This window comes from Caulobacter sp. GW821-FHT10C03 (genome assembly GCF_059415485.1).
In genome coordinates this window covers 276,017-288,688 of sequence record NZ_JBWKNI010000007.1, presented here as the reverse complement: position 1 = coordinate 288,688, position 12,672 = coordinate 276,017, and the positions used below count along the sequence as shown (strand labels likewise).

General features: G+C 70.6%; 11 protein-coding genes. 7 read left to right on the top strand and 4 right to left on the bottom strand.

Annotated features, from left to right (window positions below):
• Positions 1-167 precede the first annotated feature (167 nt).
• From AC07NG_RS12270 to AC07NG_RS12260, 3 genes are read right to left on the bottom strand one after another with little or no spacing between them, the layout of a single operon-like run.
• Positions 168-821 carry a winged helix-turn-helix transcriptional regulator gene (locus AC07NG_RS12270; protein WP_494594284.1) on the bottom strand — a complete coding sequence of 218 codons (654 nt, stop codon included), beginning with the start codon at positions 819-821 and terminating at the stop codon, positions 168-170.
• A complete protein-coding gene (locus AC07NG_RS12265) occupies positions 822-2,183 on the bottom strand; it encodes a sensor histidine kinase (protein ID WP_494594283.1) in 1,362 nt (453 codons plus the stop codon).
• Positions 2,170-2,850 carry a response regulator transcription factor gene (locus AC07NG_RS12260; RefSeq protein ID WP_110120700.1) on the bottom strand — a complete coding sequence of 227 codons (681 nt, stop codon included), beginning with the start codon at positions 2,848-2,850 and terminating at the stop codon, positions 2,170-2,172. The genes AC07NG_RS12265 and AC07NG_RS12260 overlap by 14 nt, the downstream gene beginning before the upstream one ends.
• Positions 2,851-3,025: 175 nt before the next feature.
• Between AC07NG_RS12260 and AC07NG_RS12255 the strand changes: the two genes are divergently transcribed.
• From AC07NG_RS12255 to AC07NG_RS12240, 4 genes are all read left to right on the top strand, one after another.
• Positions 3,026-3,361, top strand: a complete 336-nt coding sequence (locus AC07NG_RS12255; protein WP_494594282.1) for a DUF2322 family protein — start codon at positions 3,026-3,028, stop codon at positions 3,359-3,361.
• Positions 3,362-3,555: 194 nt separating this feature from the next.
• Positions 3,556-4,902, top strand: coding sequence for a hypothetical protein (locus tag AC07NG_RS12250; protein ID WP_494594281.1), 1,347 nt, complete (start codon positions 3,556-3,558; stop codon positions 4,900-4,902).
• A 359-nt stretch (positions 4,903-5,261) separates the two neighbouring features.
• Positions 5,262-5,603 (top strand): hypothetical protein, encoded by a 342-nt coding sequence (locus tag AC07NG_RS12245; protein ID WP_494594280.1) that lies wholly within the window; start codon positions 5,262-5,264, stop codon positions 5,601-5,603.
• Between the two features lie 52 nt (positions 5,604-5,655).
• Entirely contained in the window at positions 5,656-6,651 is a 996-nt protein-coding gene (locus tag AC07NG_RS12240) for an alpha/beta hydrolase (RefSeq protein ID WP_494594279.1), read from the top strand.
• A gap of 23 nt (positions 6,652-6,674) precedes the next feature.
• Here the strand turns inward: AC07NG_RS12240 and AC07NG_RS12235 are convergent, their stop codons facing one another.
• Entirely contained in the window at positions 6,675-7,832 is a 1,158-nt protein-coding gene (locus AC07NG_RS12235) for an alpha/beta hydrolase-fold protein (RefSeq protein ID WP_494594278.1), read from the bottom strand.
• A 331-nt stretch (positions 7,833-8,163) separates the two neighbouring features.
• Between AC07NG_RS12235 and AC07NG_RS12230 the strand changes: the two genes are divergently transcribed.
• From AC07NG_RS12230 to AC07NG_RS12220, 3 genes are all read left to right on the top strand, one after another.
• Positions 8,164-10,407 carry a TonB-dependent receptor gene (locus AC07NG_RS12230; RefSeq protein WP_494594277.1) on the top strand — a complete coding sequence of 748 codons (2,244 nt, stop codon included), beginning with the start codon at positions 8,164-8,166 and terminating at the stop codon, positions 10,405-10,407.
• 66 nt (positions 10,408-10,473) lie between these two features.
• Positions 10,474-12,096: a tannase/feruloyl esterase family alpha/beta hydrolase gene (locus AC07NG_RS12225; protein WP_494594276.1), complete on the top strand. Its 1,623-nt coding sequence runs from the start codon at positions 10,474-10,476 to the stop codon at positions 12,094-12,096.
• 92 nt (positions 12,097-12,188) lie between these two features.
• On the top strand, positions 12,189-12,671 hold the full coding sequence (locus AC07NG_RS12220; protein ID WP_492857053.1) for a MarR family winged helix-turn-helix transcriptional regulator: 483 nt from the start codon (positions 12,189-12,191) through the stop codon (positions 12,669-12,671).
• Position 12,672 lies beyond the last annotated feature (1 nt).

Sequence of the window (12,672 nt, the reverse complement as noted above, 5' to 3'; positions counted from 1 at the left end):
GTCCGGGGGGGAGGGGCCGGGCGCGCGGGATCTGCGCGTACTCAAGCTGCGCCGCCGGGTGATGCGCCCGCCCGCCTAAACCTGCCGTCTCGGGCAGATGAAAATCCTGTCATGTTGGGGGCGCGGGACGAAAAATGGGCTGGACCGCGTCGGCCCCTGCAGTTGCGCTATTCGAGGTCCAGCCGATAGCCGTGGCCGCGCAGGGTGGCCAGCAAGGGGCGTCCGAACACCGCCGCCAGTTTCAGGCGCAGGCGCGCCACCGCCGTGCGCACCCGTTCGGGGCGCGGATCGTCGCCTTCGCCCCACACGTGCTTGAGGATCTGCTCGGCGCTCAGCACCTGGCCGGCGTGGTCGGCCATGTAGGCCAGCAGGGCGTATTCGCGGCTGGGCAGGACGAGGCTGGCCTCGCCCAGCGTCACCTTGCGGCCGGCGGCGTCGAACCGCAGGCCGGTCGCGACCGCCGAACTTGGCGTCGGCGCCAGGCGGGCGAGGGCGGTCAGGCGCGCCTCCAGTTCGACGACGTGCACGGGCCGGGTGAGGCAGGCGTCGGCCCCGGCTCGCAGCGCGGCCGTGCGAGCGGCGGGCGAGGCGTGGTCGGCGATCAGCACCAGCAGGGCGCGTTCGCCCCGGCGCGACAAGGCGGCCAGGGGAGCGTCGGCCGGGGCTGCGACCTCCAGCAGCACCGCGTCATAGTCCTCGCCGACGCTGGCGCTGGCCGCGTCGTCCAGGCTGCCCAGGCTCTCGACTACATGGCCGGCCTGGATCAGGGCCCGGGCCAGATAGAGGTCGCGCGGGCGATGGCTGGCGTGCAGCAGCCGCATCTAGGCCTCGAGACCGCGCGGCCAGCAGTCTATGGCGATCCGCAGGCCCGGCTGCGCGTCCTCCAGCGACAGGGTGAAGTGGTGCATGCGGGCGACGGCCGCGACGATGCTGAGGCCCAGGCCCGAACCCGGCTGCTCCAGCGTGCGCTGCGAGCGGTAGAAGCGGTTCAGCACCGCCTCGCGCTCGCCTTCCGGCACGCCGGGGCCGTTGTCGACCACCTCGATGCGCGGGCCTTCGTCGAGCGCCAGCAGCCGCAGCGTCACGTGTCCACCGCGCGGGGTGAACTTCAGGGCGTTGTCGACCAGGTTGCTGACCGCCTCGAACAGCAGGGCCGGATCGGCGAACACCGCCGGGGCCTCGGGCGCGAAACGCGTCTCGATGGCGACGCCCAGCTCCTCGGCCGCCGGGTCGTGCAGCTCGAACACCTGCTCCAGCACGTCCTGCAGCCGCACCGCCTCGAAACAGGCCTGACGGTCGCGGCGCTCGATCTCGCCGATGCGGGTCAGGGCGCGGAAGCGCACCAGCAGCTCGTCGGTTTCCTCCAGCGCCCGCTCGATCATCTCGCGCCGGCCGGCCTCGTCGGGGCTAGCGTCCTGGGTGGCGCGGTAGAGCGCCGCGCGCAGCCGGTTCAGCGGCGTGCGCAGGTCGTGGGCCACGTTGTCGCCCACGCTCTTGACCTCCCACAGCAGGCGCTCGGTCTCGTCCATCATGCTGTTGGCGAGGCTGGCCAGCATGTCGATCTCGTCGCGGCGGTGCGACACCGGCAGGCGCACGCCCAACCGGCCGGCCAGCGCCGCGCGGCTGGCGACCCGCAGCTGCTCGACCCGGCGCAGCGCGGGAATGCTGAGCAGGGCCGCCGCGCCCAGGCCCAGCAGCAGGATCAACGCCCCGCTGACCATCAGGGCGTTGACGATGATGTCGCGCAGGCCAGTCAGCACCTTGGCGTCGTGAACGATGAACAGCTGCTCGCCCCACGGCAGGCGGCGCACCAGCCCGCGCGCGCCGGGCTGCAGGCCGGGCTCGTTCAGCGTGCGCGGCCGGTTGTCGGCCTCGGCGTTGGCGGGCAGGCGTCGGACATTGCCGGTGATCCACACCCCGTCGGCCGAGAACAGGCCGTAATAGGCGATCGCCCGGCCGTCGGCGGCCACAGCGGCCCGCACCCGCTCGGGCAGGGTGTCGGCCGGGCCGTTGGCCAGCATGGTGCTCTCGCTGACGATGATCGCGTCGAGCTGGCGGGTGATGTAGCCGGCGGTGCGCCAGTAGATCATGCCCAGCAGGGCGACCAGGGCCACGGCGAACACCGCGCCGTTCAGCAGGGTCAGGCGGAACGGGCTGGCCCGCCAGAGCTCACGCGGGCGCATGCAGCGCGTATCCCGAGCCGCGGACGGTGTGCAGCAGCTGCGGCGCGCCCGGCCGGTCGACCTTCCTGCGCAGGCGTCCCAGGTGCACGTCGATCAGGTTGGTGCCTGGGTCGAAGTGATAGCCCCACACCGCCTCGAAGATCATCGTCCGGGTCAGCACCTGGCCGGAGTTGCGGGCCATGAACTCCAGCAGCTTGTACTCGGTCGGCATCAGCCGGATCTCGACGCCGCCGCGATGGACGGTGCGGGCCAGCAGATCGATCACCAGGTCGGCCACGGTCAGGGTGGTCTGGCGCGGGGCGCTGGCCCGGCGGCGCAGCAGCACCTCCAGCCGCGCGGCCAGCTCCTCCGAGGCGAAGGGCTTGGTCATGTAGTCGTCGCCCCCGGCCCGCAGACCCTTCACCCGCTCGTCGACGTCGCTGAGCGCGCTGATCATCAGCACCGGCGTCTCGACCCCGGCGCCGCGCATGACGGTGACGATGGCCAGCCCGTCCAGGCCCGGCAGCATGCGGTCCAGGGTGACGGCGTCGAAGTCGCCGCTGGCCGCCCGGATGAGGCCCTGGCGGCCGTCGGCGACCAGCTCCACCTCGAAGCCGTGCTGCTCCAGCTCGGCGACGATCTCCTGGCCGGTGCTCGGATCGTCTTCGATGGCGAGGATCTTGGGCATCTGGTCCCGCACTACTCCCTCCCGCCGCGCCCCTCAAGCGCGCCGAGAGGCGGCCTTCGCCGTGCGGTCGGTCTTCGATGACGAGGTTGCGATCTACGACGCGCCGCATGGCGGATGTTCGCGCAGGATGCTAGAGGCCCGAGCGACGAACTCAGGAATTCGAGAAAATCAGGCGATGATTCAACCGGGCGCGACCTTCAAGGACAATCTCCAGCAGTTGCCGGCCATCGACGGCGTCGAACGCATCGATCTGGTCGACGCCGATGGAGCGGTGGTCGCCAGCATCGAGAACCAGCCGGGCAAGCAAGGCTCGCTCGCCGTCTACCAGCATCTGAAGCAGCGCTTCGGCGCCCTGGATGCGGCAGCCGCCGAGCACGGCCTGGCCGTGTTCGCCGAGCACTCGGCGGACGCGCGCGAGCGTCCGGGCGCGCATCCGAACGTCGACCGCCTGCTCGCCATCGCCGCCGGCGGCGCCCCGCTGAGCATCGAAGTCGTCGCCGTCGGCGGCTGACCGCTAGGCCGATGTCCCGCACGCGTTCGGCCCGGCGGCGCTTTGGAGCGCCGTGATGTTCGCCGGCATCCCGGGCGGGGAGGGGCGGTCGTCTGACGCCTGGATTGACAACTCGCCTGCCGCATTGACCTAGTGTCCGCAACGACGCCTGAAGGCGCGAAGGACTGCGGGAGGGGCGGCGAATGGCGATGGGCGTGCCGACCTTGACGTTCGACCTCGCGCCTGCCCCATTCCGCGCCACCCCCGAAATCCTGGCCCAGTACGGCGCGCTGACCGGCGTCGAGGACGCGCGCCTGGCGCCGCAAGTGGCCATGGCCATCGAGGACGCCCTGGACCGGGCCGGTTGGCCGGTCGGCCGGGTCTGCGGTCCGGAAACGACGCTGGCCGACAATTTCGATGTCTCCGTCCGGGTTCTCCGCCAAGCGTTGCGGATCCTGGAGGCGAGGGGATCCTGCCGGCCTCGGCGCGGGCCTTCCGGCGGATTGATCGTCCTGGCGCCGGATCTGGCCGCCATCGCCGCGACCATGGCCAATCATCTGCTGTGGACCGGTGTTCGCGACGACGAGGTCTGGGAGGCGCGGGCGCTGATCGAGCCCCTGGCTCTGGCAGCGGCGGCGCAGGCGTCCGATCAGGGCCAGGCCGCGGTCCCGCCGTTCCTCGGCCTGGCGTTGGCCTGCCTGGAACGCTTCGTCGGCGGCATGTCGAGCGCGCCGAAGGACCTGAGCCGCGCGCTCGATGCGGCATTGCGGGCCGGCGACGCCGACCGCGCCTTCGATCTGGCCCGCGAGAGCGTCAAGATCCGCTGCGCCTTGGGGGTGGCCGCCGTGGCCGGCAGCGCGCCCAGCTTCCCCGGCGCGACCGTCGGCCAGAACCTCGCCGCCAGGGTCGCGGCGCGCATCGGCGCGGAGATCCGCCCGGAGGCCTGTCGCAGCGGTGAGCCCCTCGGCACGGTCTGGACTCTGTCGGAACGATACGGCGTCAGTCCGGGCGTGATGGTCGAGGCGGTGCGCCTGCTCGAGGACGCGGGCGTGGCGCGCAGCGTCAAGGGACGGGGCGGCGGCGTGCGCCTGCGCCAGCCCGACCCGGCGTCGATCATCACCACCGTGCACGGCTATCTGGCCGCCCACGCCGCCATGCCCGAGGCCGAGGTCTGCTTTCACCTCAACGCCTGGGCCACCGAGCAGGCCGCGCGGACCCGCTCGAACGCGCAGATGGACGATCTGGGCCGGCTCTGGGGACTGGTCGAGGCCGCGCCGGAGGCGGTCAGGGCGCAGGCCTGGTTCGCGTTGCAGCGGCGGCTCTACGAGATCGCCGACAACGGCCCGCTGCACCTGCTGGCGGTCTGTTTCGCCGGCTTCACCGTTCGCGCCCAGGCCGCCGCGCCGCCGGCGTCGGACCCCGCCCTGACGGGCGGAATTCGCGAGGCCGGCTGGTCGATCGTTCGCGGCGTCGCCGAGCGCGATGCGATGCTGGCGAACGCGGGTCACGAAAAGGCCAGGGCGATCTTCATTCCCGGCCCCAGGCGCCTGATGCGAGCGTGAGGCTGCGGCCCGGTGCGTTGGGCGCCAGGGCAATTGTGAGCGCTATTTAAGGGCGCCCTCTCCAACTTAGATCGTCCCCAAGCGGCGGGCTTCGTACCCGCCGCGAACGCAGCGCCGCGCCACGGCGCCTGGGGGAAAGTCAGCGTATGGACCGCCTTGTGCAGGCGCCGCGAGCGGCGATGAGCCGTCGGGCGTCGACGGGGGGAAGCGGTCCCGCGCCGGTCGATCCGTCCGGGCGCGACCCGGGCGGCGCTGCGGCTGCGGCGGCGCGCAAGGGGGCGTCGCCGCAGGACCCCGTCATCGCCGGCGCCTTCAAGCGCGCCCGAGCGACACGACACTTCACACATCGGAGACACCCAATGTCCAAGTCCACGACCGGCAAGTCCGCGACCGCCTTCCTGCTCGGCCTGACGCTCGCCCTCGGCGGCGCGGGCGCGAGCCTGGCCCAAACTCCGGCGTCCGCCGCCGCGCCGGCGGCCAAGCTGAGCGTCGACAGCCTGGTCGGCGACCTGATCAAGGATCCCGACGCCAAGGCCGTGCTGACCGCCAACATCCCCGAGGTCGTGGCCAATCCGCAGCTGACCATGGGCTACGGCATGAAGCTGCGCGATATCGCCCAGTTCGAACCGACCCTGACGCCTGAGAAGCTGGCCAAGATCGACAAGGACCTAGCCGCCATGCAGGCCAAGCGCGGTCACTGACATGCAGGGTCTGAGCAGGCGGCGACTGGGGCTTCTGGGCGCGAGCGCGGCCATGGCCTCTGTCGTGGGGAAAGCGGCGGGGGCCGGGGAGCCGGAGGATCTGCTGGCCTTCGTCAATCCCGAACTGCGACCGGCCGCGCGCCAGATCCAGGCCATGAGCGCCAAGTTCCCGCCGCCGGCCGCGGAGACCCTGATCCCCTGGCGCAAGTTCGTGTCGGGCTTCGGCGCGGCGGCGGCCGCCACGCCGCCGGTCAGCAGGCTGGCGATCAAGGGGGCGCCGGGCGCGCCGGACGTCACGATCTTCGTCATCAACGCCAAGCCTGGCGCCGCGCGGCCGGCGATCCTCCACATGCATGGCGGAGGCTTCGTCGGCGGCAGCGCCGAGTCCAGCGTCCGCCAGTTGCAGGATCTTGCCGCGACGCTCGACTGCGGCATCGTCACGGTCGAGTACCGCCTGGCGCCGGAGGCGACCTACGCCGCCTCGATCGAGGACAACTACGCCGGCCTGCGCTGGCTGCGCGACCACGCCGCCGAGGTCGGGATCGATCCGGCCAGGATCGCGGTCATGGGCGAGAGCGCGGGCGGCGGCCACGCGGCCCTGCTGGCCATCGCCGCGCGCGACCGGGGCGAGATCCCGCTGGCCTTCCAGATGCTGATCTATCCCATGCTCGACGACGCCACCGGCAGCACGCGCTTGCCGCCGGGGCCTATCGGCAAGGTCGGCTGGGACGCCAAGGCCAACGCCTTCGGCTGGCGGTCCTTCCTGGGCCAGGCGCCCGGCGGCGCCAGGGTTCCGGCCAAGGCCGTGCCCGCCCGAACCGCCAGCCTGGCCGGCCTGCCGCCGACCTTCATCGGCGTCGGTTCGATCGATCTCTTCGTCGACGAGGACGTGGACTACGCCAGGCGCCTGATCGACGCCGGCGTGGCGACCGAACTCGTGGTCGTCCCCAGCGCCTTCCACGGCTTCGACGGCATCGCGCCGTCCACCGCCGTCGCCCAGCAGTTCGCGGCCGCCAAGATCTCGGCCCTGCGGCGGGCGTTCGCTTGAGCCGCCTAGCCAGGGCCTCGATCCTAGCGGAAGAGCTTCTGCGCGAAGTCGTACAGGCTGGCCCGCCATACCGACCATTCGTGGCCGCCCGGAAACGCGTGGGTCTCCACCCGCACCCCGTGGCGATCGAACATCTCGAACGCCTTTTTGGCCTGGGGCAGGGCGATGTCGGTCTCGCCGTTGGAATAGTAGAACAGCTTCAGCCTGGCGGCCTTCGCGCCCAGTTCGGCGCCGTTGTGGTCCTCGAACGCCTTCAGGTCGCCGGGGAACCAGCCCGAGCTGAACACGCCGATCCAGTTGAACCGCTCGGTATGGGTCAGCCCGATGTTGAGGGTCTGGATGCCGCCCATCGACAGGCCGGCCAGCGCCGTCTGGCCCGGCGCCTTGGAGACCCGGTAGTTGGCCTCGACATAGGGCATGACCGCGCCCAGCAGGTCGGCGGTGAACGGGTCCTGGGCGGCGTCCCAAGTCATCGGCTGGCCGGTCGGCTTCACGGCGCCGGCGGGCATGACGACGATCATCGGCGGGGCCTTCTTCTCGGCGATCAGGTTGTCGAGGATGAAGCCGGCCCGGCCCACCGTCGGCCAGGAGTCGTCGGCGTCGCCGCCGCCGTGCAGCAGGTAGAGCACCGGATAGGTCTTGCCGTCGCGGCCGTAGCCGGGCGGGGTGTAGAGCTGCATCTGGCGCTCGACGCCCAGGGCCGGCGAGGCGTAGCGCACCCGGGCGATCGCGCCGTGCGGCACGCCCGGCCGGTCGGCGGCGAAATCGTCGTCCGAAACGACCAGCAGGCTCTTGGCCTGGGTCAGCGAGGCGGAGGTGGCCGGATTGCGGGGATCGACCACCTGCACCCCGTCCATCAGGAAGGCGTAGCGATAGGCGCCGGACGGAAGCGCGTCGCTGGCTCCCGTCCAGACCCCGTCGGCGCCCTTGGCCAGGGCCAGCGGCGGCCCGCCCCAGGCCAGGAACTCGCCGGTTACGGCGACGGTACGGGCCTCGGGCGCGTAGAGGCGGAAGGTCACGCGCCGGTCGGCGGCGACTTCGGGGGAAACCAGCCTGTCGTTGGGCGTCGGAGCCGGCATGCCGGGCGGCCGCGCCGCCGGCGGCTGGGCCTGGGCGGCGCCGGTCAGCAGGGTAGTGGCGGCCAAGGTCGCGGCCAGAGTTCGCGCGAGCGTCTGGTTCATCTTGCCTGTCACGCGCCTGCGCGCGCCTCCCGTTTGGTGACGTCTAAGCGACGGAGGTCGCCCGCATCTATTAGGTGAAATCAATAAAATCGAATCTCACTCAAAAATTAGAATCGATAAATGGCTGTTGTCGATTCTAAAATAGAATAATTATATTCAAATTTGGCATCAATTATTTGAATATGTAGTGTTATTCGATTCAATGAATGCTTGATGGTATCATCGGCATACAGTGTAAAAATAAGAGCGCGTGGGACCACCTGCGCCGGGATGGAAACGCAGCCGTCAGCCGAGGCTCCGCCGAGCGGCTGGCCGAAGAAGGGGGAAAGCTATGCTCGATCGAAACCGACTGGCCGCCGTCATGGTCACCACCAGCGTCCTGGCGCTAGCCGCCCAGGCCCAAGCCCAGACTCAAGCACAGACCCAGGCGGCGCCGGCCGCCGATCAGGACGCCGTGGTGACCGAGATCGTGGTCACCGCCCAGAAGCGCGAAGAGCGCCTTCAAGAGGTGCCGCTGTCGATCACCGTCGCCGGTTCGGCCCAGCTGGAGCGCCAGCAGGTCAACCAGGTCTCCGACCTGGCGCGGATCGCGCCGTCGCTGGAGGTGCAGCAGGCGCCCGGCCAGAGCGTCGGGGGCGGCGGCCAGATCCGCGGCATCGGCACCCAGTCGTTCCAGGCGGGCGCGGTCGGCTCGGTCGGCATCGTCGTCGACCAGGTCAGCCAGGGCAACGTCAACATCTCCGACCTGTTCGACATCGCGCGGGTCGAGGTGCTGAAAGGGCCGCAAGGCACGCTGTTTGGCCTGACGACCTCGGCCGGGGTGATCAACATCGCCACCAATGCGCCGGTGTTCGGCCAGTTCAGCGGCCGGGTGCGCACGGAGTTGTCCAAGGACGGAACGGCGGGCTCGAAATACGGCCAGCAGGTGGTGCAGGGGCTGCTCAACATTCCGCTCGCCGAGACCGCGGCCCTGCGGGTGTCGGCCAGCGTCAACCAGCGCCAGGGCGTCAACCGCAACACCCTGACCGGCGACCTCGACGACCACGCCGCCTACGCCCTGCGCGGCCGACTGCTGTGGGAGCCCAGCGACAAGCTGACCGTCAACCTGATCGGCGACTACAGCAAGACCGACGACGACGGCACCGACTTCTTCGTGCTCTACAAGGCCAACGCCGCCCTGACCGCCGAACTGGCGCAGTGCGGGATCGTCGCCAGCCAGGCCAATCGCGACTACTGCTCGACCAGCAAGCTGATCAACAGGAACGAGTCCTACGGCGGCTCGCTGCAGCTGGACTACGACCTGGGCGCGGCGAGCGTGACCTCGATCACGGCCCTGCGGAAGCTCGAGGCCGGTCCCGGCTTCCTCGACATCTTCCGCCTGGACGTCAATCCGCTGAAGGTCCGGCAGGGACCCAGCACCGGCGACGGCGAACTGTTCACCCAGGAGATCCGGATCGCCTCGCCGTCCAGCGCGATGTTCGAGTATACGGCCGGGCTGTTCTACTCGAGCCAGAGCAACCACACCGACCCCGTCGCCATGGCGATCAACGTCACGCCCTTTCCGGGCCTGACCATCCCGATCAGCAACCTCCTCGGCTACGACCTCGACATCAAGGACCGCTCGGCCGCCGCCTTCGGCCAGGCGACCTACCATGTCGGCGAGAAGCTGCGGCTGATCGCCGGGGCGCGCTACACCCACGAGACGATGAAGGTCGGCTACGCTTCGCTCGACTCCGGCACTGGCGGCGGCCGCGAGACGACGATCGACAACTGGTCCTGGAAGCTCGGGCCGCAGTACCAGTTCGACAAGGACACCATGGCCTATGCGACCGTGTCGCGCGGCTACAAGGGTCCGCAGGTGGCGGTGGGGGATCCGACCATCCCGACCAACCAGCCCGCCCTGATCCGTCCGGAGATCCCGACCAACTACGAGGCGGGGCTGAAGGGCGCCTTGCTGGACGGCCGGCTGCTGGCCGACGTCAGCGCCTTCTACATGAACCTCAAGGACTACCAGGGCCAGCTCTGCACCCCGAACCAGAGCGGCGGCCTGACCTGCGCGCCGCAGAACATCGGCAAGGTGATCTCCAAGGGCGTCGAGGTGAACCTGTTCGGCCAGCCCGTTCACGGCCTCTCGCTCAACACCGGCGTGATCTACAATCCCGTGACCTATCCCAAGGGCTTCACGGCGCAGGACGGCAGCGACCTGGGCGGCGAGCAGATGGCCAATGCGCCCGAGTGGAAATTCACCCTGTCGGGCGAATACCGCCATGCGGTGGCCGGGACGGTCGAAGGCTTCGTCGCCGCCGACACCGTCTACAAGTCGGCCGTGCGCTATGCGGCCTCGACCGACGAGACCGTCACCTTCGACGCCCACTGGACCGTCGGCGGCCGCATCGGCGTGCGTGATCCGGACAAGGGTTGGACCGCGGCGATCTTCGTGCGGAACCTGACCGACAGCCACGAGCCGACCGTCCGCTACGCCAACTTCCCCGACGGCTCGATCGGCTCCTACGGCCAGATCCTGACGCCGCAGTCGTTCCGGTTGGTCGGCCTGAGCCTGGACGCCAGTTTCTAGAGGTCCCCGACTGAGGCGGGGCCTTGGCTCCGCCTCGTTTTTTGATCGCACTATCGAGGTTCAAGCATGTTTGTCGCCGCTCTTCTCGCCAGCGCCGTCGCAGCGCCCGATCCCGCCGCCTTCGGACAGGCCTGCGCGGCGCTGCAGGGGAGGGCGTTCGGCGACCTGGTGGTCACCGGCGCCCAGGAGGTCGCGGCAGGAGCGGCTCCGCCGCCGGTGCTGATGTCGCCCAACGGCGGCGCGCCCGCCGTCCGGCCGCCGCTGCCGGCGCACTGCCTGGTCACCGCCGACATCGCCCGCCGCACCGGGGCCGACGGCCAGCCCTACGCCATCAAGATCGAGCTGCGCGTGCCGGCCGACTGGAACGGGCGCTTCCTCTACCAGGGCGGCGGCGGCATGAACGGGGTGGTGATGACCGCGCTGGGCGAGCCGACGCCGTCCGGCAGCCGCGAGCCGCCGGCCCTGGCGCGCGGCTTCGCGGTGGTCTCCACCGACAGCGGTCACCAGGCCGCCAACCCCGCCGACTCCCGCTTCGCCAAGGACCAGCAGGCCAAGCTCGACTACGGCTATGCCGCGATCGGCAAGGTCACGGCCGGCTCCAAGCTGCTGATCGGCGAGCTGACCGGCCGCGCGCCGGCCAAGAGCTACTTCATGGGCTGCTCGAACGGCGGCCGCGAGGCCCTGATCGCCGCCCAGCGCTATCCCACCGAGTTTGACGGCGTCATCGCCGCCAACCCGGCCTTCGAGCTCAGCCGGGCTGCGATCCTGTCGACCTATTCGGCCAATGTCTTCGCCGCCGCGGCCGCCCGCCGCCAGACCGACGCCTCGCGCCTGCTGGCCCCGGCCGACGGCGCGCTCCTGCAACAGGCGATCCTGGCCCAGTGCGACGACCTCGACGGCGCCAAGGACGGCATGATCTTCGGCGCCTGCCGCTTCGACATCCGCAAGATCACCTGCAAGGGCAAGGAAAGCGAAGGCTGCCTGGCGCCGGACAAGGCCGAAGCGATCGAGAAGGCCTTCCGTGGTCCCCGCGATCGCGACGGCAAGGCGGTGGTCGGCAGCTGGCCCTACGACGCCAGCCAGTTCAGCCAGGGCTGGCGGATCTGGCAGACCGGCGCGCCCACCCCCAACGGCGGCGCCTTCACCCTGCTGCGCGACCTGGTGACCAATTCCCTCAGCGACTATTTCGCCTTCCCGGCCCTTCAGCGGCCGATCGCCACCGACGACGTCGCCCCGCTGCTGAAAGCCGTGGCGGCCACCGCGGCCTACACCGACGCCGACGCCACCGACTTTCGCACCTTCGAGGCGCGCGGCGGCAAGCTGATCCTGGTCACCGGCGGCTCGGATCCGATCTTCTCGGCCCCGCAACTGGAGGCCTGGTACGGCCGGATGTCGTCGGACATGCAGACGGCCACCGGCCGGCCCGCCGCCGACTTCGCCCGCCTGTTCGTCGTGCCGGGCATGGAACACTGCGGCGGCGGGGCGGGTCTGGACGACTTCGATCCGCTGCCGTCCCTGGTGGCCTGGACCGAGGGCAAGCCCGGCCCCGATCTCTTCGTGGCCAAGGGCCAGGCCTTCCCGGGCGTGACCCGCCCGATCTGCGCCTATCCGGCCGCCGCCCGCTACGACGGCAAGGGTCCGGTGCAGGACGCCGGGAGCTTCCAATGCAAGGCGCCCAAGGCCGAGTGAGGGGGGGCTGGCGACCGGTCAATTCGGTGTTGACGATACTGTTTGTCAGGCATACGAATTGATCAACAAACGAACGCGTCAGGGAGCGAAGCGTGGAAGAGATCGAGGCGTTCGGCGCCCTGGGCGAACGCCTGGGTCTCCAGCTTCACTATGCCGACGTCCGCGCCATGGCGGCCCTGGCCGAGCGCCTGGCCCCGCTGGGCGTGACGCCAGCCCGGGCGACCGCCGTCGTCTACATCGCCCTGCACGAGGGCTGCGACCAGATCACCCTGGGCCGCGCGCTCGGGGTCAATCGCGCCAGCACCATGAAGGCGGTCGACGAGCTGGAAGCGCTGGGCGTCCTCGAACGCCGTCCCGGCCGCGACCGCCGCACCAACGCCCTGCACCTGACGCCGGCCGGCGCCGCCTTGCGCCACCAGGTCGAGGCCGTGACCCGCGAGCACGACATCGCGGCCTTCGCGCCGCTCGACCCGGCCGAACGCGCTGAGCTGGGCCGCCTGCTGGCCAAGCTCCGCCTCAATGACGACGCCGCCGATCAGGGCGACGCCGCGATCGCCGCTTCCAAGGAAGGATGAC